The sequence below is a fragment of the Fructilactobacillus sp. YLN 2412 genome (assembly GCF_059488745.1).
Window position 1 is genome coordinate 189,787 of sequence record NZ_CM183165.1, and the last position, 23,733, is coordinate 213,519.

Here is a 23,733-nt window from a genome sequence, read left to right on the forward strand (position 1 = left end):
TTGGAAAAATCAAAGAAAAATATTTTGTATCTTCATGCGGGTGCAGAAATGTATGGCGCTGATAAGATTCTTTTAGAAGTAGTTGACGGCATAGATAAAGACGAATTTAATCCAATAGTAGTTTTGCCAACCAATGGAATTCTAGTAGACAAACTTAAAGATAAGGGAATTGAAACTCATGTTGTTAATTATCCAATTTTAAGACGTAAATATTTTAATCCTATTGGAATATTTAATTATTTGTCTAGTTATAAAAGCGCTTGCAATGAAATAGTTAATAAAATAATAGGAGATAGAAATATCTCACTTATACATGTCAATACATCTGCGGTTTTAGAAGGAGTATTTTTAAAGAAAAAACTCAAAACAAAACTTTTATGGCATGTACATGAAATTATTACTCATCCTAAAGCTGTTAACTTGTTTTTAGCATTTATTATGGAGCGATATAGTGATGAGATTATTTGTGTTTCTGGGCCTGTAAAGCAACATTTGTTGAATACTCATTTAATTAATCCTAATAAATTATCTGTTATGCATAATGGAATCACTCCTGAAAATGCAACAAGTGAAGATGTTGATAAATTAAATAAAGAATTCAATACTAATTCTAAAAATATTAAAATTGGAATGATTGGAAGAATAAATGCTTGGAAAGGTCAAGAAGATTTTTTAAAATCTATTATTCCAGTACTTGAGAAAAATAAGAATGTCGAAGCATTTATAGTTGGAGATGTTTTTAAAGGTGAAGAATGGAGAAAACAAGATTTAGAAAGAAAAGTTTCTAAATTAATTAATAAAAATAGAATTCATATTACTGGATATAGAACAGATACAAATGCATTTTATAGATATTTTGATATTTTTGTTTTACCAAGTACTAATCCTGATCCACTACCAACAGTTGTATTGGAATCTATGTCTGCAGGAGATCCAATAATTGCTTATAACCATGGCGGAGTAACTGAGATGGTAAAAAATAACGTTAATGGTTATTTAGTTCCTGTAAGAGATGAAAATGCACTTAGTAAATCTATTTTTGATTTGGTTAATAATAAGCCATTGAGATTGAAAATGGGACAGGCTTCAAAAAAAATTTTTGAAAATAATTTTGAATTAACTGTTTTTAATGAGAAAATAAATAAATTATATGGAGATTTGATAGATGCCTAATATTAATAGTGATATTTCTACTTCTGACAAATTTAGAATTGCCTCAAGTGCCTTTGTCAAACTTTTAAGGGGTTACTTTAGTATATTCAAATTAGGTTTTCATACCAACCCAGTTTTTCTTGGCAATCATGTTTCAGTCATGATGCATAATTCCATTGATATTGGGGAAAATGTTAAGTTTGAACCTTATTCTGAAATTCAAGGTCTTTCGAAAAAAGGATTGAAATTTGCTAATAATACTACTATTGGACGGTATACGATGATTCGTCCTTCAAGTTATTATGGAACCGGTAATTTAGGACAAGGAATGAGTATTGGGGAAAATTCATCAATTGGTCCTTTAGGTTATATTGGATGTGCCGGTTTTATAAACATTGGTAAGAATGTCATGATTGGCCCTAAAGTAAGCATGTTTGCAGAAAATCATAATTTTGATGACTTAAAAAGTAGTATAAAAGAACAAGGAGTTACTAATAAAGGAATTATTATTGAAGACAATTGTTGGATAGGCAGTAATGTTACGATTTTAGATGGAGTTAAAATTGGGAATGGTTCAGTTATTGGTGCCAATACATTGATTACTAAAGATGTTCCTAAAAACTCAGTTGTTTATGATATTAGAAATGAAAAAATAAATGAACGATGATTCTTAATCATAGAGGTGCTTATTTGAAAAAAAATGTTGCTATTGTTGCTTATCCATCAGGGCATGGTGGAATTGAAACAGTTTTAGAATACGTTTTAAAAAACAAACAAATTAATGATGCTTTTGATTTATCATTATTTTGTTTTAGTAAATTGGAATTTCCAGAATGGAAGGATAAACTTTCTGATTTAAATGTTAATTTCACTAATTTCAAATCTATGATTTTTAATATGACTAGATATATAAAATTTTTGATTGGTTTTTCTGGTTCTGCGTTAATAATTCTTAATCCAGTTCAAATATATATTGCTGCTATGATAAAAAAAATATTTAAAAAAAAATATATAATAATATCATGGGTGCATTCTTCAATTGCTGAACCAGGGGTTGGGGAAAAAGTTGGAATGATAAAAAAAGCTGATTATTATTTGGCAATTTCAACAGGAATTAAAAAAGAATATGAAAATAATGGTTTTGAAAAGAGTAAAATAAAAACTATTTTTAATCCAATTCATCGTGAGAAACAAACTATTTTACCGAATAAAAATCATTGTGTGTTTATATATGTAGGTAGAATAGTACTGGATGGGCAAAAAAATTTCAGAGGAATTTTGAATGCATTAAAAGACAATAATGGTGATTGGGAATTGCATGTTTATGGAAGTGGCAACGACGAATATGAAGCAAAAAAAATAGTTGAATCAAATTCAAACTTAAAATCTAAAATTAAGTTTATGGGATGGTCAACTAGTCCATGGGATAAAATAGTAAATGCTGATGCCTTATTAATGAATTCAAATTATGAAGGATTTCCAATGGTATTAGCTGAAGCAATTAGTAGGGGATTGCCATGTATTTCCACTAATTGTCCAACTGGGCCTGACGATTTAATTAAACCAAAAGTAAATGGATTTTTATATGATGTAGGGAATTATTCTGATTTAAAGAAATATTTGAATTTATTAGTTACTAATTCTATTAATTTTGATGAAAATAAAGTAAAAAAAACTTTGGACACATATTATGATCCTATGTATACAAAGCGATTTATAAAATCTATTGGATTATTTATTAATTAAGGAGAAACAATGAAAGGAATTATTTTGGCTGGAGGATCTGGAACCCGATTATATCCAATTACTCTAGCAACTTCAAAGCAATTGATACCAGTATATGATAAACCAATGATTTATTACCCATTGTCAACTTTGATGTTGGCAGGAATTAAAGACATTTTGATTATATCAACACCTGAGAATACTCCACAATTTAAACAGCTCTTGGGTGATGGTTCTGATTTAGGAATTAATATTTCATATGCAGTTCAAGACAAACCAAATGGACTAGCTGAAGCATTCATAGTAGGAGAAGAATTTATTGGTAATGATTCTGTTTGTTTGATTTTAGGAGATAATATTTTTTATGGGAGTGGAATCTCTGAAACACTACAGAATGTTGTAAAAGATAACGACGGAGCAACTGTATTTGGATATCATGTTAAAGATCCAGAACGTTTTGGAGTTGTGGATTTTGATGAAAATATGCATGCTTTATCGATTGAAGAAAAGCCTCAAAAACCCAAGAGTGAGTTTGCAATTACAGGTTTATATTTTTATGATAATGATGTTGTTGATATTGCAAAAAACATTGAACCTTCAGATCGTGGAGAACTTGAAATAACAGATGTTAATAAAGAATATCTAAAACGTCATAAGCTTGATGTTAAATTATTAGACCGCGGGTATGCATGGCTTGATACAGGGACTCATGATTCATTACTTCAAGCAGCAAACTTTATAGCTAATGTTGAAGATAATCAAAATTTAAAAGTAGCTTGTTTAGAAGAAATTGCATATCGTATGGGATATATTGATGAAAACAAAGTATATGAATTAGCCCAATCTTTAAAGAAAAATGATTATGGGAAATACTTATTAAGACTTATTAAAAAAGATAAATAGGAGAAAACATGTCACAAATTAAAGTTTTAGATACTACATTAACAGACGCAAAAATTATTGAAACAGCAATCCATGGTGATAACCGTGGCTTCTTTACTGAAACCTACTCACAAAAAGATTTTAATGATGCGGGAATTAATATTGATTTTATTCAAGATAACCAATCACTTTCTTCACAAGCTGGTGTCTTGCGTGGATTGCATTTTCAAAGAGGAAAATATGCTCAAACAAAATTAATTCGAGTTGTTACTGGTGCAGTACTTGATGTAATCGTGGATGTTAGAAAAGATTCACCAACCTTTGGAAAACATGAAGGATTTATTATCTCTGAGAGTAATCATCGTCAATTACTTGTACCAAAAGGTTTTGCACATGGGTTTGTAACTTTAACTAATGATGTTAATTTTTGTTATAAGTGTGATAACTATTACGCACCAGATGCTGATGATGGAATTACATTTAAAGATTCGACTTTAAACATTAACTGGCCAATTGATTTTGATCAGGCTATTACTTCTGAAAAGGATGCTAAACAACAAACATTTAAAGAATTTGAAAAGAACAATCCATTTGTTTACGGAGAAATTTAATTATGACTAAAAATGAAAAAGAGTTAAAAGAAATTGTTGTTACTGGTGGGGCAGGATTTATTGGTTCTAACTTCGTTCATTATGTTGTTAATAACCATCCTGAAGTTCACGTGACAGTTTTAGATAAATTAACATATGCTGGTAACAAAGAAAACTTAGCTGATCTTCCCTCAGATAGGGTTGATTTTGTTTTAGGTGACATTTGTGACGCTTGGATTGATGAAAAAGTTGTGAAAAATGCCGATGCTGTTGTAAACTATGCTGCTGAAAGCCATAATGACAACTCATTAATTAATTCTGATCCATTTATTCAATCAAATATTATTGGAACTTATCATTTAATTCAAGCTTGTAAAAAATATGATGTTAGATTCCATCAAATTTCAACAGATGAAGTTTATGGTGATTTGCCACTTCGAGAAGACTTGCCTGGTCATGGTGAAGGAAAGGGTGAGAAATTCACACCTGATTCAAGATACAACCCTAGTAGTCCATATTCATCCTCAAAAGCTAGTGCTGATCTGATTGTAAGAGCATGGGTTAGATCATTTGGATTAAGAGCTACTATTTCAAATTGTTCTAATAATTATGGACCATATCAATACATTGAAAAGTTCATTCCTCGTCAGATTACTAATATTTTAAGCGGAATTAAGCCTAAATTATACGGTAATGGTAAGAATGTTAGAGACTGGATTTACACCGGAGATCACTCACGTGCTGTTTGGGATATTTTAACCAAAGGTAAAATTGGTGAAACATACTTAATTGGTGCAGATGGTGAAATGAATAACAAAGATGTACTAGAAATGATTCTAGAAATGATGGATCAACCTAGTGACGCTTATGATATAGTTAAGGATCGTCCGGGACATGATTTAAGATATGCAATTGATTCATCTAAACTGCGTAAAGATTTAGGCTGGGAGCCTAAATACACTGATTTCCGTGAAGGGCTTCAAGAAACCATTGATTGGTATAAAAATCATGAATCATGGTGGAAATCTAATAAAGAAAAAGTTGAAAATAAATATGCAAAAAATGGACAATAGTATTGTTAATACTTAATTAGGAATAATAAACATGAAAAATTTAATTATAGGGCGTAATGGGCAACTAGGACAGGAACTTTGTGAAGAACTTAAAATAAAAAACATTGATTTTGAAAGTTTATCATCTAAAGATTTGAATATCACTGATAAGGAAACAGTTAACAATTATTTTGAAACTAATACACCAAAAGTTATATTTGATTGTGCTGCTTATACTAATGTTGAAGGTGCAGAAGATGAGCCTGGTAAAACATTAAATCATCAAGTTAATTATTTAGGTACCAAAAATGTAGCAGAAGCTGCAGAAAAGGTTAATGCTACTTTAGTATATGTAAGTACTGATTATGTATTTGATGGTAAAGGTAAGCAAGAATATTCTGATTCTAGTACAACTCACCCAATGAATGAATATGGTAAAGAAAAATTAAAAGGTGAGAAAGCTATTGAAGAAATTTGTTCCAAATATTACATAATTAGAACCTCATGGCTTTATGGGAAGTATGGTAATAACTTTGTTTATACGATGTTGAAATTGTCAGATACCCATGATGAATTAAGCGTAGTTAATGATCAAGTTGGTAGACCAACTTGGAGTAAGACACTAGCTGAGTTTATGCTTTTTGCAGTTTCTAAAAAGATTCCTTATGGGATTTACCAATTGTCAAATGATGGTAAAGCAACTTGGTATGATTTTGCTAAGTATATTTTAAAAAATAAAAATGTTAAAATAAATCCTGTTGATTCTAATGCTTTTCCACAAAAGGCATATCGACCAAAATATAGTGTTATGAGTTTGGATAGGGTTAAACAGTCTGGTTTTAAAGTTCCAGATTGGAAAACTGCATTAGATGATTTTTTGAATAGTTTATAAAATTTTAGGAGTGTATGTTAATGACTGATTATTTAGTGGTTGGTTCAGGTTTATTTGGATCAACATTTGCGCACGAAGCAGCAAAGAGAGGTAACCACGTAGAAGTTATTGAAAAACGTGACCACGTTGCTGGTAACATATACACCAAAGAAGTTGAAGGAATTCAAGTTCATGAGTTTGGTGCTCACATTTTTCATACAAAAATGAAAAATATTTGGGATTATGTTCAACAATTTGCTGAATTTAATAATTACATAAATAGCCCAATTGCTAATTATAATGGTGAGATTTATAATTTACCATTTAATATGAACACATTTAACAAACTTTGGGGTGTTGTAACTCCTGAAGAAGCTAAGGCAAAGATTGAGGAACAGAAGGAAACTGCTGACGTTCTTGAAAATCCAACTAATCTTGAGGAACAGGCTATTTCATTAGTTGGTCCAGATATTTATCAAAAATTAATTAAAGGTTATACCGAAAAACAATGGGGAAGAAAAGCAACTGATCTTCCTGCATTTATTATTAGAAGAATCCCAGTTCGTTTTATTTACGATAATAATTACTTTAGTGATCCATACCAAGGTATTCCAATTGGTGGATATACTCAAATTATTGAAAAAATGTTAGACAGTGATTTAATTGATGTCAAACTTAATACAGATTTCTTTGACCACAAAGATGAGTATTTGAATTCCGGGAAAAGAATTATCTTTACTGGCATGATTGATCAGTTCTTTGATTACAAACTTGGAGAATTAGAATATCGTAGTCTTCGTTTTGAAAACGAAATTAAAGATGTGGATAACTATCAAGGTAATGCGGTCGTTAACTATACAGATGACAAAACACCTTATACTCGTGTAATTGAGCATAAACATTTTGAATTTGGTAAAGGTAATAAAAACAAAACTGTTATTACACATGAATATCCTAAAAATTGGAGTCGTGGTGATGAACCTTACTATCCAATTGATGACAAGAAGAACCGTTCATTATACAAAGAATATACAGAATTAGCCGATAAGGATGCTAAAAACGTAGTGTTTGGTGGTCGTTTAGGACAATATCGTTATTACAATATGGATCAAACAATCATGTCAGCATTACGTTTGGTAAAAAGCGAATTCGGTGAATAATAAATGAAAGTTGTTAAAAATTATTTATATAATGCGTCATATCAGATTTTTATACTTTTAGTTCCTCTTATTACTACTCCTTACTTATCGAGAGTACTTGGACCAAAAGGAATAGGTATTAATGGTTTTACTAATGCCAATATGCAGTATTTCATTATTTTTGGAAGTATCGGTGTGGCATTATATGGAAATAGGCAAATTGCTTATGTAAGAAATAATAGAGAAAAATTAACTGATACTTTTTATGAAATATTTTTTATGCGTATTATAACGATTGGTATTGCATATATAGCCTTTTTTATTTTTTTGGCTATGATACATCGCTATCAAACATATTATCTGGCACAATCATTTTCCTTATTGGCTGCTGCTTTTGATATTTCGTGGTTTTTTCAAGGCGTTGAGAATTTTGGAGTAACAGTTCTTAGAAATTTTGTCGTCAAGATTATTACTTTAGTTAGTATTTTTACACTTGTTAAGTCTTATGATGATTTAGGTCTTTATATTTTGATTCTTTCTCTATCACTTTTGTTTGGAAACTTGACTCTTTTTCCTAGTCTAAAAAGATATATTGGTAAACCAAATTGGAAAGACTTCCATTTGTTTCAGCACTTTTTGCCGTCCATGGTTTTATTTATTCCTGAAATTGCAACTCAAATATATCTTTATGTAAATAAAACCATGTTAGGTTTAATGACAAATATGAATCAATCAGGTTATTTTGATCAATCTGATAAAATAATTAAAATGTCATTAGCTGTAGTTACAGCTACAGGGATGGTAATGCTACCCCACGTTGCTAACGCTTTTAAAAATGGCGAAAATGAAAAAGTTAAAAAGTATTTATATACTACTTTTGAATTTGTTACAGCAATTGCAATACCATTAATGTTTGGAATTGCTGGAGTTGCTCATACTTTTGTTCCATTATTTTTCTCTCCAAAATTTACTCCAGTAATACCGTTGATGATGCTTGAATCAGTCGTGGTTCTTCTAATTGCTTGGAGTAATGCAATTGGAGTTCAATACTTGGTTCCAACTGGACAAAATAAATCTTATAATTATTCAGTAATTATTGGAGCTATAGTTAATATTCTTGCAAATATACCTTTAATTTTACTTTGGGGAGCTGTCGGTACTGCACTTGCAACTGTTTTATCAGAAGTATTTGTAACGATATATCAAATTTATTCGATTAGAAAACAAATTAGTTTAAAACAAATGTTTTCAGGGTACTATAAGTATTTGTTTGCTGGTTTAGTAATGTTTTGTGTAGTATTTGGATTAAATTTATATCTTCATATTTCATGGTCAATGTTAATCATTGAAGTTTTTGCTGGAATGATTTCTTATGCATTTATGTTATTAATTTTACGTCCAAATTTAATTAAAGAAGTATTTAAAAGAATAAAAGCAAGCCATTAAAAATAAATTAATCATCTAATACAAAAAATCATTTTGAGTTGTACTCAATAGACTAAAGTTTGAACTTTATACTATTGGGTATTTTTATTTAGATTATTAAATTGTTTTTAAAAATAATATATTCAATCAATTTTTGAAATTGATGTTTTCTTTGGTATAATACATATAGTTTGTTTTCTAAGTCCTATAAAAAATAATTATTTTATAAAGAATAGGTGATTAAAATTGACAAGTACTACTTCTGAAAAAGAGGTGTGGCTTAACCCTAAAAGTGTTCAAAATAGACCAGTTTATTTTAAAGTGAAAAGATTTACTGATATTCTTTTCAGTTCTTTAGGTTTAATTGTGCTTAGTCCACTTTTTTTAACATTAAGTTTATTAGTAAAATTTGATGGTTCACATGGCAATATATTTTATGTACAGGAACGCGTTGGTAAAAATGGGAAACATTTTAATATGTTTAAGTTTAGATCAATGATTCCTGATGCGGATTTAGAACTTGAAAAATTAAAAAGTTATAATGAAGTTGATGGAGCTATGTTTAAAATGAAAGATGATCCACGAATTACTAAGATTGGTAAATTCATTAGGAAATACAGTCTTGATGAATTACCACAATTAATTAATGTAATTTCGGGGCAAATGTCTTTAGTTGGGCCTCGTCCTCCGCTTCCAAGTGAAGTTGCTGAATATACCAAATATGATATGCAAAGATTATTAGTGGTTCCTGGCTGTACCGGTTTATGGCAAGTTACAGATCGTAATAATACTGATTTTAATGGGGCTGTTAAATTAGATATTGAATATATTCAAAATAGTTGTTTTACTTATGATATGAAAATAATGTTTGAAACAGTGTTAGTAATGATAAAGCCCAATGCTGCATATTAATAATTCAATTCTCTTTTTTAAAAAGTAAGTTATGATTATTATTTTAGTTGGATATTAGTAAATTATGGATAAGTATTAGTTACATTTTATTTTTCATCCATTTTTCTTGAAAATATTTATGAAGATGACTGGAACTGAATTTTCAAGTTGGCTTGATATTTTAGTAATGCCAATTTTTGTTTATATTACTTGTGGGTTAACTGTCTATATCCTGAAAAGAATTCCATTTGTAAAAAAAATATTGCCATAAAACCTTCCGAAGACCACGCAGCCTATAAACTGTGTGGTCTTTTCTAATTTCTTGCCAATTTCTCGGAAAATCATTTATAATTAAAGTATCGAGCTAAATAGGAGAATGAATATGTTTAAAATAACGATTTACAATGTACGCGAAGTGGAACGTCCGCTTTTTGAAAAATTAAATAAATATGATTTTGATTTAAACTTAGTTTCAGAACGACTTACGATTGATAATGTTGACAAAGCTGATGGATCAGATGCAGTTTTAATTAGTGGTTTTGATGATTGTGATAGTGAAATTATCAAAAAACTACATGAATTTGGGATTAAATACGTTTATACCAGAGTTGTGGGAGTTGATAATATCGACTTTACTGCGATTGATGGTTACGGTATGCAGGTTGCCAATGCTCCAGGTTATTCACCACGAGCAGTTGCTGAATTAGCTTTCATTTTAGGTATGACGCTATTCCGTCACGTTTCTCCAGCTACTTACAACACTCACATGGCTAACTTCTCATTATTACCATCTTACTTTGCTAATGAGATTCACAATGCCACTATTGGGATTGTGGGAGCAGGAACATTGGGAACTGCGGAAGCCAAGTTATATGGCGCTCTTGGTGCCAAAGTTCTAGCTTATCAGCGTCATCCTGATCCAGAAAATAAAGCGGTTGAATTTACTGATATGGATACTTTATTAAAGGAATCGGACATTGTTTCCATGCACATTCCTTACATTCCTGGTAAGACCGGCAACTTCATCGGTAAAGAAGAAATCGATAAGATGAAAGACGGGGCTATTTTAGTTAATACTGCTCGGGGACCAGTTGTTGATAATCAAGCTGTTTCTTATGCCGTTCGTAACTTTAAACTTGGCGGTTACGGAACTGATGTGTTGCTTGACGAAGACAAAATCATGGGAAAACAATTTGATTCGCTCGATGACTTGCCAAACGATATTGATAAAGATTTGATGTTAAATTATCCCAATGTGATTGTGACACCGCACATGGGATTTTACACTGAAAAAGCTGTCGAAGACATGATTAGTATCAGTTTTGAAAACTTTGATAGCATGTTAAAAACTGGCAAACCAACACACTTAGTAAATAAATAAGAGGTATTATTGTGGCTAAAATTACAATTTATGATGTAAAAGATTATGAGAAACCTTTTTACGAAGATTTAAATAAATATAACTTTGATTTGAATTTTGTAACCGGACCTTTAACATCTGAAAACACTAAAATGGCTGAAGGTTCAGTTGGAGTTTTGATTGATGGATCTACCAATGCAGACGCTGATATTTTTGCTGCTATGAAGAATTTAGGGGTTAAATATGTTTTCACGCGTTTTGTTGGTTATAACAACATCGATTTAAAGGCTGCTAGTGCTCGTGATATTATGGTTGCTCGCGTTCCTAGTTATTCACCTTATTCAGTTGCTGAACTAGCATTGACGATGGGGGTAGATTTAACCCGTCATGTTGCTCAAGCAACCACTAACACTCATTTAGGTAACTTCATGATTTTGCCAAGTTACTTTGCAAAGGAAATTGACCAGTTAACTGTCGGTATCATTGGAGTTGGCCGAATGGGATCAGCTGAAGCAAAACTTTATCATAATCTGGGAGCAAAAGTTCTTGGATACCAACGTCATCCAAATGATAATCCTGATGTTTCTTTTGTTGATGAAACCGAGTTGTTAGCTAGTTCCGACATTGTTTCCATTCATGTGCCTTATTTCCCTGGTGAAAACGACATGATGATTGGAGCAACTGAGATTGGTTCTATGAAAGATGACGCTATTCTGGTTAATACTGCCCGTGGTGAACTAGTTGATACTAGTGCGGTTACGGCTGCTTTAGATGATGGAGCTTTGGGTGGTTATGCTGCGGATGTAGTTCCTGATGAAAATCAAATTTTTGGCAAACAATTCGATAGCTTGGATGATTTACCTGACCAGGAACTTTTAGATTTGATGAAGAAATATCCCAATGTTATTATTACACCACATATGGGTTATGATACTGAACCAGCTCTCGAGGATATGATTAAGGTTAGTTACGAAAACTTCCATGATGTCTTGACCAATGGTGAAACAAAAAATCAGATTAAGTAAGAGGTTGTTATGGATACACAATTATTAGATTTAATGAAAAAACGTCGCACAATTTATGGATTGGGTAAGAATGTTTCCATTCCCCAAGACGAATTATACAAATACATTAAAGAAGTCGTTAAATACACGCCATCGGCTTTTAACAGCCAGCCTGTTCGTGCAGTCGTTTTGTTTAACGAGCAACACGACAAGTTATGGGACATGGTTTCAGACGCCTTACAAGACAATATTGCACCTGATGCTTTCTTAAGAACAAAAGCCAAAATTAGTACTTTTAAAAATGGTTTTGGTTCAGTTCTATTCTATACTGATATGGATGTAGTTAAGGCTTATGCTGACAATCCTAAGCTGGCTACTTACCAGTATCAAGAATACAATTGGTCTGAAGAAGCTCAGGGAAATGCTCAATTTGCTGTGTGGACTGGATTAGAAGAAAATGGATTAGGAGTTAATATCCAACATTATGATCCGTTGATTGATCCTTTGGTAAATTCTGAATTTAAGATTCCCGCTAGCTGGCAGTTACGAGCTGAAATGAACTTTGGTTCAATCGAAAACCCGGCTGGGGATAAAGACTTTATGGATGATGAAAAACGATTTAAGCTATATAAATAAGCTGTTGAAGGGGAGGTTGCTTAATGAATGAAAAAGAAATGATTGATAAGAAATTGCTAAAACTACGACGTTTCGCTAATTTCATTATTACACCGTTGTGTGTGGCATTGATTTGTGCTTATTTTATTCAGAAAAGTGTAACCCCATTGGTTATTATCTTAGCTTTGTTAGTAGTTTTTACTTATCTTCCTTACGGTTGCGTCGTACTGTATTACGCAGTTAAGCGACGTAAATTAACCAAAAATAATCAATAAAAAATCTTAGCGCTTACTCTAAATTGATGGAGTTAAGCGCTATTTTATTGTACAATGGTTAATGTTGCTTAATAATGAACAAAGGGGAAGTTTGAATTGAAACAGGCTTTAAAAGACAAACGTAATCTAGTATCTTTAGCGGTGATTTTTGCTGCTATTTTAACGATGCTATCGCTCCAGTTTTTTTCTAAAAATGTGATTATTGGATACGATACCTTTTTTCATTTTAATCGGATTTATGATGCAGCAATGCAAATTCAGCATCATAAGTTTAGTTATTTTATGTCTAACTATGGGTATCATCAGTCAGGTCAGATTGTTAGTGCGGTTTACGGCCCATATATGGCTTATGCATTAGGCTTTATTTTATTTCTGACTCATAGCTGGTTCTGGTTTGAAATGATTGTTGATTTTATCATTTTAACGGTATCCGCTCTTGGTGCCTATATGTTATTTCGGCGACTTAAAATTAATCACACTTTAGCAGTTTCTGGTGCGATTATTTATATGTCGCAAAATTTCATTACATATTGGATTACCAGTTCCGCCTTTTTGGACTGGGGAGCCATGATTCTGCCATACTCTGTAATGGTAGCGCTTGATTTGTTATATGGTTCACCCAAAAAAGTTCATTACACATTAGCGATTGTAGTTGCTTTACTGCTAGAAATGCATGTTTTAAGTGCTGTGATTACGATTGTAATGTTTTTACCATTCTTCTTGATTGGATTTTTCCGTTCGCACGAAAAACTGAAATATTTTATTAAGGTGTTTTTAAATGCATTATTAGCTACGATTCTAAGTGCAAATTATTTTGCTGCATTTTACGATGTCTTTTTACATAATAAATTAATCCCGCCATTTAGTATTGAAAACTTGAGTCGGGGAGCAATGAAATTTATTAGACCTAACCTGACTCAAAGTGAAGTTGGGGTTGTCTTTATGATTATTATCGTTGCTCAAGTGGCGTTTATCATCTTTAACTTTAAACGATCCCGTTTAAATCTTGGGATTACAATAATCGGATTATTGTTCTTTATTTTATCTTCCCAGTATTTCCCTTGGGATCAAGCTGGTCATGTTTTTCCTTTCTTTCAAGATTTCTTGCAGTTTCCATCACGGTTCTTCTCGTTTGCGGCCATGCTAATGCTGACTGGTTTCTTAATGTCTCTAAATCAGTTTGTTAACTCTACTAATTATCAACCGTTAAAATATTCATATTATGCATTTGTCGTTCTTTTAGCGATTATGGCTTTGATGCTCGGGATGAAAAACATTAAGATTCAGATGGTTAACGATTGGGAATTAAATAATCAGCCGCCCCAAGTTGGAGTATATGCCGGACATCTGCGTCCTTATGGTTATTATCCAGAAGGAGTAACTCAGACGAAACTGAAGGATGATTTCAAGAGTCGTGATTTATCGAAGCCGTTGAATGATGTCATTCGTTCTGTTACAGATTATTTACCAAATGAAAGCGGCGGACCAACTCCAGGTCATTTACAACATAAATATCGTCACCAGATTACTTATAATAATCATCGTTATCATAAACAAGTCTTGGATAACGGTAGTGTTGATATTACTTGGAACAGTCGTCAGGCTTTGACAGCTCGGATTCCCATGTTTGCTTATAATGACACTGTTTTAAAATTAAATGGTAAAAATTTACAAAAATCAGATGACTCCACGATCAAAAAACATGATCTTCATCATGGAAAATATCAAGTGTCAGATATTGGTGGAATTTACGTTCCCGCTAAGCAGGGGGCAAATAAATTAAATGTCAGTTATCAAGCACCATGGTACTTCACGCTATCACTACTTTGCTCTGTGATTGCATGGATTGCAGTACTTGGCTACGAACTGGTTCGAAAAGTCAGAAAAACATTTTTTTCATAGGATTTAACCAAAAACGAACGTAGGTGTTAATTTACGTTCGTTTTAGTTTTTAAGCTAAATTATATGGTAAAATACTGACAATGGTTTAACGAAACGAGGATAATTGTATGGAACGACTATATTGGGATGCGATCAATGTAGATGATCGTAAAATATTTTATACCGTAACAGAAAAAGGATTAAATTTTGTGGGATCGCCTGAACATGGAGTCTCACAGGTTTTGAATTTTTATGATGATCATCAGTTTGAATATGTACATGCCCACAGTGAAACCGATCACTATCGGAAATCACTAAAACGTTATCTCAAAGGCAAAAGAGATCATTTGGAGTTTAATGTTGATTATTTAGTTGATGGAACCCCACAACAAGAAACGGTCTGGCAAAAAATTACAACGATTCCTTATGGAGAAACTCGAAGTTTAAATGATTTAGCAGCTGAATTGGATTTAGATTCTGACGTGGTCCGTGATGCTATGAAAAAATGTCCAGTTTGGATTGCAATTCCATTGCATCGAGTAGTTGATCGCGGTGAAACTAAAGGATTTCGGACGGATGCTAGTATGCAGCAATATTTACGCGAGATTGAACAAAATCCTAAATCTGATTTAAAAGAATTATTGTAATTTTAATTAAGAAATACTTGAAGGGAACCTTAATCTATGAAAAAACGTCAACTAACGCTATTATCATTGGTGCTGATGGTTTTTACCTCCATCTTTAACTTTGTTAATATTCCACGTGCTTTTTATTTAATGGGATATGCAGCGATTCCCTGGTATATTTTAGCAGCGGTTTGTTTCTTTTTACCGTTTGCTTTTATGGTTGCGGAATTCGGTTCGGCTTATCCGGATGCTCAGGGTGGTATTTATACGTGGATGGCTGAGTCAGTCAGTCCACGCTTTGCTTTTATTGGAATTATCATGTGGTATTCATCTTTTATCACTTGGATGTTAAATACGAGTTCGATTATTTGGATTCCCATTTCAACGGCAATTTTTGGAGTTGATAAAACTCAATCATGGCATTTGTTTGGGTTAAGTGATGTGCAAACCCTTGGGATTTTGGCAGCTATTTTAGTAATTGTGATTACCTTCGTAGCCAGTCGAGGATTGGGTCGGTTTAAACTGATTACTTCGATTGGTGGGTCTGCCATGTTATTGGCTAGCTTTATTTTGATTGTTGGCGGATCAATTATTTTGCTGTTAAATGGACATCCATTGCAACCACTCAGTTTTTTAAGTTTAGTTAAATCACCTAATCCGCAATATGCCACTGGGATTTCAGTTTTGAGTTTCTCGGTTTATGCAATCTTTGCCTTTGGCGGGATTGAGATTATTAGTGGATTAGTGGATCAAACGAAGAATCCGAAGAAAACTTTTCCGCGTGGAGTAGCGATTAGTGCCATCTTGATTACGCTGGTTTATGCATTAGGAATCTTCGTAACCGGGATGTTTACAAACTGGGATAAAGTCTTTAATGTGGCTGATGGTTCTAAAGTTAACTTGGGAAATGAAGCATTTATTGCCATGAATAACTTTGGTTATCAACTAGGTTTGGCATTGCATTTTTCTCACGGGGTTGCGACTCAGATGGGACTTTGGACGGGACGCTACATTGGAATTTCAATGTTTTTAGCTTTGATCGGTGCTTTTACAACTGTGGTCTTTTCACCAGTAAAACAATTGGTAGAAGGAACCCCCAAAGAAATTTGGCCTAAATACCTGCGTAAGATTAAAAATGACTTACCTGTCAATGCGATGAAAATACAAGCCTTGCTAGTAATTTTGTTTATTTTATTAGTTGCGTTTGGTGGTCAAAATGCCAAGATTTTCTTTCAAGTTGTGATTTCAATGACCAATGTGGCAATGTCATTACCATACTTGTTTATTGCCTATGCATTCTGGCAATTCCGCAAAAAAGGTAAGATTAAACAATCATTTACGTTCTATAAAAGTTATAATTCAGCTCGCTTATCTGCCATAGTGGTGTTATTGACAGTTGGTCTAGCCAATATCTTTACTTTAATTGCACCTGTTTTGCAGGGGCAATGGATGACAACGGTTTGGATGATTGTTGGTCCAATTGTATTTGCTGTGATTGGTTTAATATTATATAGAAGATATGAGAAAAAAGCTTAAAACAAAAGTAGGCAGCAATTTAATTGCTACCTACTTTTTTAATATTTAATTTTAAAACTTAATTACTTCTGGCTCTCCTTGAAATGATTCAATTAAAGCCGATTTCAAAGTAATAGTTAAGACACATTGACCTTCCAAAGTAGGATTATATTGTGTCATTGCTGGATAAGGTTTGGTAATTTCCTGCATGGTTTTTAAATCAGTTGTGATGGTTGCAAAAGCTTCATTGGAAGTTAAGCGGTCACCATTTTTATGATCATACCAAGTTGCGATTGCGACTTGAGGATGATTGGCAATATCCAAAGCTCGCTTGGAATCAGGATCAGTCACCACGTAAAATACATTTGGCTGATCTTTATCTTGATTAGCTGTGATGATTGAACCAGCGATTTCTCGTTCTTCATTACAAGTAGCTAAGAAAATATTATTCTCGTTTTCATTTAACACTGTCTGATATCTTTTTAAACTTGCTTCATCTACCATAATAGTCTCTCCTTTGTTATCTATACCGTTATCTTACACCATATATATGATAGTTTCTTGTACTTGGTACTTAAAAAGATTTTTGTGGTTCAATTTTGGTTGCTTCAAATAAATGGTTAGTTGTCATTTTATCCTAAAAATTAATTAACAAAAAGACGTTAACCAAGCAGAAATTGTAAAGATATTCTGACTGATAGCGTCTTTTTATTTATATTTTAAAATCTTGGCAGACTTAGTAAATTGTCATCTAAAGTTCCGTCATGCATGGTACGGATGTAAGGCATTTTTCCTTCTGGACGAACGACTTCAACATCAGCAATTGCCTTTGAAGCAGTTGTGTAGAAAAATTTGGTACCAGAATCAATGTAAGAAATGATTAACTCAATCGAAACAACTCCGCCATTAAGCAATTGAACCGATGTGATATCACTTTCCTTGTCTGAATCCGGATTGTCTAAATGAACTTTAATAATTTCATCATTCATGGTAATCACCACCTTTACGGTCAGTATAACAACATGTGGTTAATAAAAGTATGATTTAGTAGTAATCATGGTGTTAATTAAATTATATATTATCATATACTTTGTTATTTATATTAAACATTTAAAGAATAATATCAATTGAAGTACTTAGTCAAGTACGTTATACTAACGTTAATGAATATTAAATTAGTCGATTAATGGCGAAGGAGAATGTACTATGGAAGCATTTACACCAACTCGTGCTAGAAAAAATTTTTATCAAATTATTAAATCAGTGAATGTTGATAGTAAACCAGTAGAAATAATTCCTACTAATGGTGAAAAAGATAAATCAGCTGTCATGATTTCTAAAAAAGATTGGGATGCTATAGAAGAAACTTTAGGTTTAGTTCAAGGGGGAATTTTAAAAACAATTCAAGAACGTAAAGATGATGATGAAATTGATATTACTGACGGAATTGATTGGGATAAAATTTAATGTATCAAATCACGTTAAAAAAACAAGCCAGAAAAGATTTAAAAAAAATAAAATCATCAAATTTAATTAACAGATTTGATGATATTTTGAATTCTTTGAAAGAGAATCCATATCAACCCAATCAGAGTATGGAAAAACTAACCCCTCCAGTTAAGGGGTTTTATTCACGTCGTTTAAACATTCAGCATCGTTTGGTTTATCAAGTTGATCAAGAACATAAAAAAGTTATAATCTGGTCAGCTTGGGCTCATTAAGGGTAATTATTTTACGTAAAAATTAATATTTAACCAATAAAATGGGCAATCGTACCATTTTGCACTAAATCAGAAATTCCTAAATAAAGATAAATCACTGCAGCTAAATAATGCCCGTAGCGGTTAAGTAATAGTTCCACTTTTTTATTATGGCCAATTGCAATTGAACCTGCAAAAAAGCTGAGTGCCATCAACATCATTACTAGATAGCTAACTATCAGTTCAGGATTCGTTTTATGAATGAAAATGGGGATATAAACGGCAATATTATCAGCACCACAGCCTGTGATAGTCAGAAGAGTGGTACTGAAAATGATTTTTAGATTTGAATTTGAGTTAGTTTTGGTTTCACTCACAGCAGGTGTTTTATTGGGAAATAAAGCTTTAATTCCAAAGAAAATCGGGAAGATTCCTAGTAATCCAATCAGCCACATTTGTGGCACTTCACCTAGGAGCTGGGCAATTATCATAGGTAAAATGATTAAAACAGAGGTACCGATTAAATCTCCAATTAAAATTAGCGAGGGACGACGATAAGTTCCTAATAATAAAACTAGTAGGAGAATATAATCTAAATTAGTTGAAAAGTAGGCGATGATTGAAGTGATTACAATTTCAATCATTGAGTTGCTCCTCCTTACGGTTTTATTTAAAAAATAAGTTTCAAAAAAGCGCCTGAATTAGATAAAATTTCTAATTCAAGCGTTTTTATAATTGATTAAATCAGGTATTCAGGTTTCTTAGTCAGTAAGTCTTTAACTTGATCTGACAAACTTGGTAACGGCTGACCTAACACATTTTCTAAAGCATTTTCATTTTCGGTATTATTTTTTAGAATTTCTTCATGAGACATTCCAAATTTAACTGCACTTTTTCCAATTCGTTCGTTTAAAGCACCAGAACGAATCAATTTTTGAATTGCAACTTTAAAAGCAATTACATCAGCAGGGAGCTTTTCCTGGTTTAAAGCAGTTTGATATTCAGCTAAGTCAACTGATTTAACTGGGAAATCTTTACCTGTTACTTCATGGATTGCTTTAGCAAGTTCGTGGTAAGTATGTTGTGCACCGTGAAATTCATAAACTTCTAAGGGAGTGGTTTCAATCATTGAAAGAACACGGGCAGCACCTTCAGCATAATAAATTTCTTCTGCCCAACCGACCGTTTCGTCTCCGGAAGCATCAATCAGGGGATTACCATTAACAACTTGCTTGATTAAATCCAGTTCATTTTCCAAATACCAGTTATTGCGTAAAAAAGCATGAGGCAAGCGTGCATCAATAATCATTTTTTCAGTTTTTCGATGATCTTGAGCAAGTGGTGCCTCGCTAACATTGGCATGTGGGAAGCTTGTATAAGCTATGAACTTAACACCAGCTTTAGCCGCAGCTGTAACAACCTTTTGGTGTTGATCAAGTCGCGGATGGTTAGGATCTGGTTGGGAAGAAACGAATAAAACTCGATCAATATCTTTAAAGGCCTTTTCCATTGATTTTTCGTCATTATAATCTCCTTGACGAATCTCCAAACCAGCAGGAAACATTTTTTTGGCTTTTTCAGTGTCGCGAGCAATCACGACAATATCATAAAATGGAACTAAGGTCACTAATTTCAAAATGGCTCGTTCGCCAAAGCGACCTGTTCCAGCAGTAACTGCATATTTCATAATTTTAGGACTCCTTTGCTAATATTTTAGCATAAAAAAAGAACATGGAAAGATTCCATGTTCTGAATTGTATTACTTAGAATGAACGAACGATTAATAAAATACCGAAGAACATGAAGTAGAAGGCTACTAAGAATAGGCCAACACTAACTGCCATGCCAGGACTGAATAAAAGAATGAATCCTAAGATAACTCCTAAGACACCAAGAATTACGTCAAACCAGAAGTAACCTTTGTGTTGTTTACTAATGAAACGACTTGCCCAGAGTTCAAAGAATGAATCAAAGATGAACCAAAGTGCAAGAACAATCCAAATGTAAACTGTTCCAAGTTCGGGTTTGATGAAAATCATCACACCTAAAATCAAATCGATTACGGCACTGAAAATTAACCAGCCAGAACTCATTCCTAAAGTTTTATCAATCATTGAAGTATCAGCAAGTTTGATAATTCCTTCAACAACTAATGCAATTGCAATTACATAAATCAATACTTTTAATGAACCAAGCGGATTTCTTAAGATTACCAGTGACATAATTGCAAATAAGACTCCAAGTACTAATGTAAATGGATCAAATTTTCTTTCTGAACTAAACATAAAATTATCCTCCCTCGTTTTCTTTATACAATCTTAATTATATCACAGATTCGGTTTTTATTATCGCTTGCTAGTGAAATCAAGCATTTTATAGTAAACTTAAAAAGAAAATGTCGGGTGTTAACTTACGAAAAGAGTTGTTGATTCAACATGAAAAAATTTTTACATGGAGCTAAATATTATTTAGCGGCTTTTATCATTCCAATAGTTGTGATTTTGGTGGCGTTTGCTTTTCGCGGCATTGAGCCATTTGGGAGTCATAATTTATTGGTGAGTGATTTGGCGACGCAATATCTGCCTTTTTTTGATTTTTTGCGCAGTCAGTTAGTGCATCATACTTTTAGTACATACTCATTTATGTTATCGCTTGGGGATAACGCCATTCCTATCTATACCTATTATTTGATGAGTCCATTGAATCTGTTAGTAGTATTTGTAAAGGCTGCTAATGTGCCTTTATTAATGGAAGCCATTATTGTGATTAAGATTGGTTTGATTAGCCTATCGATGGAATTTTTCTTGAATGTTAAGTATCATCGGCAAGATATCCAACAAGTGTTAGCTGCCATTGCCTATGGATTATGTGGTTTTGTGGCAATGTATTTTTATGATTTTATGTGGCTGGAAGCTTTAATGCTGCTTCCTTTGTTAACCTTGAGTCTAGAACGTTTATTTACTAAAGGTAAATGGGGCTGTTACGTTGCTGCTTTGACGATTGCTATCATTTTGAATTATTACATGGGTTACATGATGTGTATTTATTCTGTCATTTACTTCGTTTACCTAGTATTACTTCATCGACCTGCTGGAACTAAGTTTTGGTATTATTTGCGTGAACATGGAGCAATGACCTGTAAATATGTAATTAGTTCGATTTTAGCGGCGATGCTATCATGTTTCATGTTGATTCCCACGATTGTTGGAATGCTATCAACAGGAAAGGGAAGTCTTAGTTTAGTTAGTTTCTTACCTACCTTGCGGTTTTTACCTTCAGCATTTGTGAGTTTAGGCGTTGGGGCAACTAACTTTGTGGGAAGATTAAATCACGAACCGTCTTTCTTTATTGGATCGTTATTTGAAATTGGCCTTTTTGTTTTCTGGTTATCAAAACGAGTTAGTAAAAAAGAAAAACATGCTTCTTACTGGCTAGTAGGAGCAATCTTTTTTGGAATGCTGATTTCAACCTTTGATACAATTTGGCATATGTTCCAAATGCCAGCTGGATTTCCTTTCCGAGAAGTTTATATGCTGAGTTTTGTTGTAATTATGCTTGGGTATGAAGCTTATCTAAAGGGAGCGTTTCAAAATAATCAAATAGTTGTTAAAGCTGGAGCAATTATAGCTGGACTTGTAACGTTGGGTTATGTTTCAGCTGCCATCGAATATTTCATAGCGGGCAAGTTTGGCTGGTCAACTCCATTTTACGTTGCGAGTTACTGGCATTTGCCTTGGGCTTTATTGTTTATTTTGGCAACGGTCTTATTCCTACTCGCCATTAATCATTATGGTAATAGAGTCTGGTGGTTAATGTTGGTATTAGTAGCTTTAGAAATGGGTACAAATGCTTGGATGTCATTAGGCGGAACGCATGAGTATGGTAGCCAGAAACGGTTTGCTCATGCCTTTGATCAATCTGCCAAAATTATTAAGACAGAACAAACCGGCAAACACCAATTTGGGCGTTCTAATATAAATAACCAGCTTTATGGCAAAAGTTTTAACATTAACTACAATCAATATAATGATTCGCTTTTGTATAATTTCTTTGGCGTTAATAGTTATACATCTTCCCTAAATGTTCATACGCACGATTCGTTGTCTAAACTAGGATTATACAGTCGTAATGAACGACGAATTAGTGTTAATGGCTCGATGCCGGTGACTAATCAGTTATTAAATATTGATAATCACGTTCAGATTAACCGTAATGGGCAATATTATACTCGTCGTGATAATCGCTTTAACGGGCTTGGTTATGCTGTTTCCGATAAGATTAACGGATTGCACTTTGAACAGAATAATGTATTTAAAAACTTGAACTCATTAGTCCAAAAAGAAGCGGGAAGTCAGAAAAATTATTTTGTGGCGAACCAAATCAACCACGTTCAAGTTGAAAAACAGCGTCATGGATATCAATATACGGTTAAAACTACCCCGCAAATGAATGGTATTCAATACTTTGATTCACCAACAACCAGTCCTAATCAATTTTTACGGATTAAGGTTGATGGAAAACCCTTAAAAACTGCTTATCATCAGCTTGGAGCAGAGATTATCAGAGTGGGACGTTATCAAAAAGGTCAGTCATACACGATTACCTTTAATTCAAATCAGAAGGTTAAGCATTTAGATCGTGATTTAGCAGGGTTTGATGAAAATAAATTCAATCAATTTGTAAAAGATACTCAGCCATACAAACTCCAAGTTAAAGATCCACAAAAATTGAAATTTAAGGGTCATCATTTTGTTGGATTTGTCCGAACCACTAAACAACGTCTACAATTATTGATTAGTATTCCTTATGATAAGGGATGGCAGGTTACTGATAACGGAAAACCTGTTAGACTTAAGAAAGTAGTTAACGGTTTAACTGGAATTAAGTTAAAACCTGGAAAACACAAATTAGAATTCACATACCATACTCCTGGATTGTTAGTAGGCATTATTTTAACAGTGCTTGGTATTCTTGGAGTTGTTGGGGAATTAATCTACTTTAGAAGAAAAAACAAAAATAAGGAGAAATAA

At 32.8% G+C, this 23,733-nt stretch carries 25 protein-coding genes; 20 read left to right on the plus strand and 5 right to left on the minus strand.

Annotation, left to right across the window (positions count from 1 at the left end):
- From AC0GLR_RS00730 to yjeM, 17 genes are all read left to right on the plus strand, one after another.
- Positions 1-1,173 carry a glycosyltransferase family 4 protein gene (locus AC0GLR_RS00730; protein ID WP_495604918.1) on the plus strand — a complete coding sequence of 391 codons (1,173 nt, stop codon included), beginning with the start codon at positions 1-3 and terminating at the stop codon, positions 1,171-1,173.
- The gene (locus AC0GLR_RS00735) at positions 1,166-1,819 is read left to right on the plus strand and encodes an acyltransferase (protein WP_495604919.1); all 654 of its coding nucleotides are present in this window, start codon (positions 1,166-1,168) and stop codon (positions 1,817-1,819) included. The genes AC0GLR_RS00730 and AC0GLR_RS00735 overlap by 8 nt, the downstream gene beginning before the upstream one ends.
- 23 nt (positions 1,820-1,842) lie before the next feature.
- Positions 1,843-2,898: a glycosyltransferase gene (locus AC0GLR_RS00740; RefSeq protein ID WP_495604920.1), complete on the plus strand. Its 1,056-nt coding sequence runs from the start codon at positions 1,843-1,845 to the stop codon at positions 2,896-2,898.
- A gap of 9 nt (positions 2,899-2,907) precedes the next feature.
- Positions 2,908-3,780 carry a glucose-1-phosphate thymidylyltransferase RfbA gene (gene rfbA, locus AC0GLR_RS00745; protein ID WP_495604921.1) on the plus strand — a complete coding sequence of 291 codons (873 nt, stop codon included), beginning with the start codon at positions 2,908-2,910 and terminating at the stop codon, positions 3,778-3,780.
- A gap of 17 nt (positions 3,781-3,797) precedes the next feature.
- On the plus strand, positions 3,798-4,370 hold the full coding sequence (rfbC, locus tag AC0GLR_RS00750; protein WP_495605393.1) for a dTDP-4-dehydrorhamnose 3,5-epimerase: 573 nt from the start codon (positions 3,798-3,800) through the stop codon (positions 4,368-4,370).
- A gap of 2 nt (positions 4,371-4,372) precedes the next feature.
- On the plus strand, positions 4,373-5,422 hold the full coding sequence (gene rfbB, locus AC0GLR_RS00755) for a dTDP-glucose 4,6-dehydratase (RefSeq protein WP_495604922.1): 1,050 nt from the start codon (positions 4,373-4,375) through the stop codon (positions 5,420-5,422).
- A 31-nt stretch (positions 5,423-5,453) separates the two neighbouring features.
- Entirely contained in the window at positions 5,454-6,293 is an 840-nt protein-coding gene (gene rfbD, locus AC0GLR_RS00760; RefSeq protein ID WP_495604923.1) for a dTDP-4-dehydrorhamnose reductase, read from the plus strand.
- A 20-nt stretch (positions 6,294-6,313) separates the two neighbouring features.
- Positions 6,314-7,432, plus strand: a complete 1,119-nt coding sequence (gene glf, locus AC0GLR_RS00765) for a UDP-galactopyranose mutase (RefSeq protein WP_495604924.1) — start codon at positions 6,314-6,316, stop codon at positions 7,430-7,432.
- A gap of 3 nt (positions 7,433-7,435) precedes the next feature.
- Positions 7,436-8,857, plus strand: a complete 1,422-nt coding sequence (locus tag AC0GLR_RS00770; RefSeq protein WP_495604925.1) for an oligosaccharide flippase family protein — start codon at positions 7,436-7,438, stop codon at positions 8,855-8,857.
- 225 nt (positions 8,858-9,082) lie between these two features.
- Positions 9,083-9,748 (plus strand): sugar transferase, encoded by a 666-nt coding sequence (locus AC0GLR_RS00775; RefSeq protein WP_495604926.1) that lies wholly within the window; start codon positions 9,083-9,085, stop codon positions 9,746-9,748.
- Between the two features lie 361 nt (positions 9,749-10,109).
- On the plus strand, positions 10,110-11,108 hold the full coding sequence (locus AC0GLR_RS00780) for an NAD(P)-dependent oxidoreductase (RefSeq protein WP_495604927.1): 999 nt from the start codon (positions 10,110-10,112) through the stop codon (positions 11,106-11,108).
- A gap of 11 nt (positions 11,109-11,119) precedes the next feature.
- A complete protein-coding gene (locus AC0GLR_RS00785; RefSeq protein WP_495604928.1) occupies positions 11,120-12,112 on the plus strand; it encodes an NAD(P)-dependent oxidoreductase in 993 nt (330 codons plus the stop codon).
- Positions 12,113-12,121: 9 nt separating this feature from the next.
- Positions 12,122-12,727 (plus strand): nitroreductase family protein, encoded by a 606-nt coding sequence (locus tag AC0GLR_RS00790; protein WP_495604929.1) that lies wholly within the window; start codon positions 12,122-12,124, stop codon positions 12,725-12,727.
- A gap of 23 nt (positions 12,728-12,750) precedes the next feature.
- A complete protein-coding gene (locus AC0GLR_RS00795) occupies positions 12,751-12,981 on the plus strand; it encodes a hypothetical protein (RefSeq protein WP_495604930.1) in 231 nt (76 codons plus the stop codon).
- A gap of 96 nt (positions 12,982-13,077) precedes the next feature.
- Positions 13,078-14,883 carry a putative glycosyltransferase family protein gene (locus AC0GLR_RS00800; protein WP_495604931.1) on the plus strand — a complete coding sequence of 602 codons (1,806 nt, stop codon included), beginning with the start codon at positions 13,078-13,080 and terminating at the stop codon, positions 14,881-14,883.
- Between the two features lie 107 nt (positions 14,884-14,990).
- Entirely contained in the window at positions 14,991-15,509 is a 519-nt protein-coding gene (locus tag AC0GLR_RS00805; protein WP_495604932.1) for a methylated-DNA--[protein]-cysteine S-methyltransferase, read from the plus strand.
- A 36-nt stretch (positions 15,510-15,545) separates the two neighbouring features.
- Positions 15,546-17,024 carry a glutamate/gamma-aminobutyrate family transporter YjeM gene (gene yjeM / locus AC0GLR_RS00810; protein ID WP_495604933.1) on the plus strand — a complete coding sequence of 493 codons (1,479 nt, stop codon included), beginning with the start codon at positions 15,546-15,548 and terminating at the stop codon, positions 17,022-17,024.
- A gap of 51 nt (positions 17,025-17,075) precedes the next feature.
- On the opposite strand, the gene AC0GLR_RS00815 is transcribed toward yjeM, so the two are convergent.
- Positions 17,076-17,507, minus strand: a complete 432-nt coding sequence (locus AC0GLR_RS00815) for a pyridoxamine 5'-phosphate oxidase family protein (RefSeq protein WP_495604934.1) — start codon at positions 17,505-17,507, stop codon at positions 17,076-17,078.
- Between the two features lie 215 nt (positions 17,508-17,722).
- Positions 17,723-17,992 carry a DUF3892 domain-containing protein gene (locus AC0GLR_RS00820; protein WP_054646004.1) on the minus strand — a complete coding sequence of 90 codons (270 nt, stop codon included), beginning with the start codon at positions 17,990-17,992 and terminating at the stop codon, positions 17,723-17,725.
- A gap of 217 nt (positions 17,993-18,209) precedes the next feature.
- Between AC0GLR_RS00820 and AC0GLR_RS00825 the strand changes: the two genes are divergently transcribed.
- Positions 18,210-18,470, plus strand: a complete 261-nt coding sequence (locus AC0GLR_RS00825) for a type II toxin-antitoxin system Phd/YefM family antitoxin (RefSeq protein WP_495604935.1) — start codon at positions 18,210-18,212, stop codon at positions 18,468-18,470.
- A complete protein-coding gene (locus AC0GLR_RS00830; RefSeq protein WP_495604936.1) occupies positions 18,470-18,724 on the plus strand; it encodes a Txe/YoeB family addiction module toxin in 255 nt (84 codons plus the stop codon). The genes AC0GLR_RS00825 and AC0GLR_RS00830 overlap by 1 nt, the downstream gene beginning before the upstream one ends.
- 29 nt (positions 18,725-18,753) lie before the next feature.
- On the opposite strand, the gene AC0GLR_RS00835 is transcribed toward AC0GLR_RS00830, so the two are convergent.
- The 3 genes from AC0GLR_RS00835 to AC0GLR_RS00845 all read right to left on the minus strand — a co-directional run bounded on the left by AC0GLR_RS00835 (position 18,754) and on the right by AC0GLR_RS00845 (position 20,988).
- The gene (locus tag AC0GLR_RS00835) at positions 18,754-19,347 is read right to left on the minus strand and encodes a cadmium resistance transporter (RefSeq protein WP_495604937.1); all 594 of its coding nucleotides are present in this window, start codon (positions 19,345-19,347) and stop codon (positions 18,754-18,756) included.
- 95 nt (positions 19,348-19,442) lie between these two features.
- A complete protein-coding gene (locus AC0GLR_RS00840) occupies positions 19,443-20,390 on the minus strand; it encodes an NAD(P)H-binding protein (protein WP_495604938.1) in 948 nt (315 codons plus the stop codon).
- Positions 20,391-20,466: 76 nt separating this feature from the next.
- On the minus strand, positions 20,467-20,988 hold the full coding sequence (locus AC0GLR_RS00845) for an HdeD family acid-resistance protein (RefSeq protein WP_495604939.1): 522 nt from the start codon (positions 20,986-20,988) through the stop codon (positions 20,467-20,469).
- A 150-nt stretch (positions 20,989-21,138) separates the two neighbouring features.
- On the opposite strand from AC0GLR_RS00845, the gene AC0GLR_RS00850 reads away from it, so the two are divergent.
- Positions 21,139-23,733 (plus strand): YfhO family protein, encoded by a 2,595-nt coding sequence (locus AC0GLR_RS00850; RefSeq protein ID WP_495604940.1) that lies wholly within the window; start codon positions 21,139-21,141, stop codon positions 23,731-23,733.

What these genes read in the sequence shown, in the direction of transcription:
- AC0GLR_RS00735 (WP_495604919.1), top strand. Translation starts at nt 1,166, where the DNA reads ATGCCTAATATTAATAGTGATATTTCTACTTCTGACAAATTTAGAATT.
- rfbA (WP_495604921.1), top strand. Translation starts at nt 2,908, where the DNA reads ATGAAAGGAATTATTTTGGCTGGAGGATCTGGAACCCGATTATATCCA.
- rfbB (WP_495604922.1), top strand. Translation starts at nt 4,373, where the DNA reads ATGACTAAAAATGAAAAAGAGTTAAAAGAAATTGTTGTTACTGGTGGG.
- rfbD (WP_495604923.1), top strand. Translation starts at nt 5,454, where the DNA reads ATGAAAAATTTAATTATAGGGCGTAATGGGCAACTAGGACAGGAACTT.
- glf (WP_495604924.1), top strand. Translation starts at nt 6,314, where the DNA reads ATGACTGATTATTTAGTGGTTGGTTCAGGTTTATTTGGATCAACATTT.
- AC0GLR_RS00770 (WP_495604925.1), top strand. Translation starts at nt 7,436, where the DNA reads ATGAAAGTTGTTAAAAATTATTTATATAATGCGTCATATCAGATTTTT.
- AC0GLR_RS00780 (WP_495604927.1), top strand. Translation starts at nt 10,110, where the DNA reads ATGTTTAAAATAACGATTTACAATGTACGCGAAGTGGAACGTCCGCTT.
- AC0GLR_RS00790 (WP_495604929.1), top strand. Translation starts at nt 12,122, where the DNA reads ATGGATACACAATTATTAGATTTAATGAAAAAACGTCGCACAATTTAT.
- AC0GLR_RS00795 (WP_495604930.1), top strand. Translation starts at nt 12,751, where the DNA reads ATGAATGAAAAAGAAATGATTGATAAGAAATTGCTAAAACTACGACGT.
- AC0GLR_RS00805 (WP_495604932.1), top strand. Translation starts at nt 14,991, where the DNA reads ATGGAACGACTATATTGGGATGCGATCAATGTAGATGATCGTAAAATA.
- yjeM (WP_495604933.1), top strand. Translation starts at nt 15,546, where the DNA reads ATGAAAAAACGTCAACTAACGCTATTATCATTGGTGCTGATGGTTTTT.
- AC0GLR_RS00815 (WP_495604934.1), bottom strand. Translation starts at nt 17,507, where the DNA reads ATGGTAGATGAAGCAAGTTTAAAAAGATATCAGACAGTGTTAAATGAA.
- AC0GLR_RS00820 (WP_054646004.1), bottom strand. Translation starts at nt 17,992, where the DNA reads ATGAATGATGAAATTATTAAAGTTCATTTAGACAATCCGGATTCAGAC.
- AC0GLR_RS00825 (WP_495604935.1), top strand. Translation starts at nt 18,210, where the DNA reads ATGGAAGCATTTACACCAACTCGTGCTAGAAAAAATTTTTATCAAATT.
- AC0GLR_RS00830 (WP_495604936.1), top strand. Translation starts at nt 18,470, where the DNA reads ATGTATCAAATCACGTTAAAAAAACAAGCCAGAAAAGATTTAAAAAAA.
- AC0GLR_RS00835 (WP_495604937.1), bottom strand. Translation starts at nt 19,347, where the DNA reads ATGATTGAAATTGTAATCACTTCAATCATCGCCTACTTTTCAACTAAT.
- AC0GLR_RS00840 (WP_495604938.1), bottom strand. Translation starts at nt 20,390, where the DNA reads ATGAAATATGCAGTTACTGCTGGAACAGGTCGCTTTGGCGAACGAGCC.
- AC0GLR_RS00845 (WP_495604939.1), bottom strand. Translation starts at nt 20,988, where the DNA reads ATGTTTAGTTCAGAAAGAAAATTTGATCCATTTACATTAGTACTTGGA.
- AC0GLR_RS00850 (WP_495604940.1), top strand. Translation starts at nt 21,139, where the DNA reads ATGAAAAAATTTTTACATGGAGCTAAATATTATTTAGCGGCTTTTATC.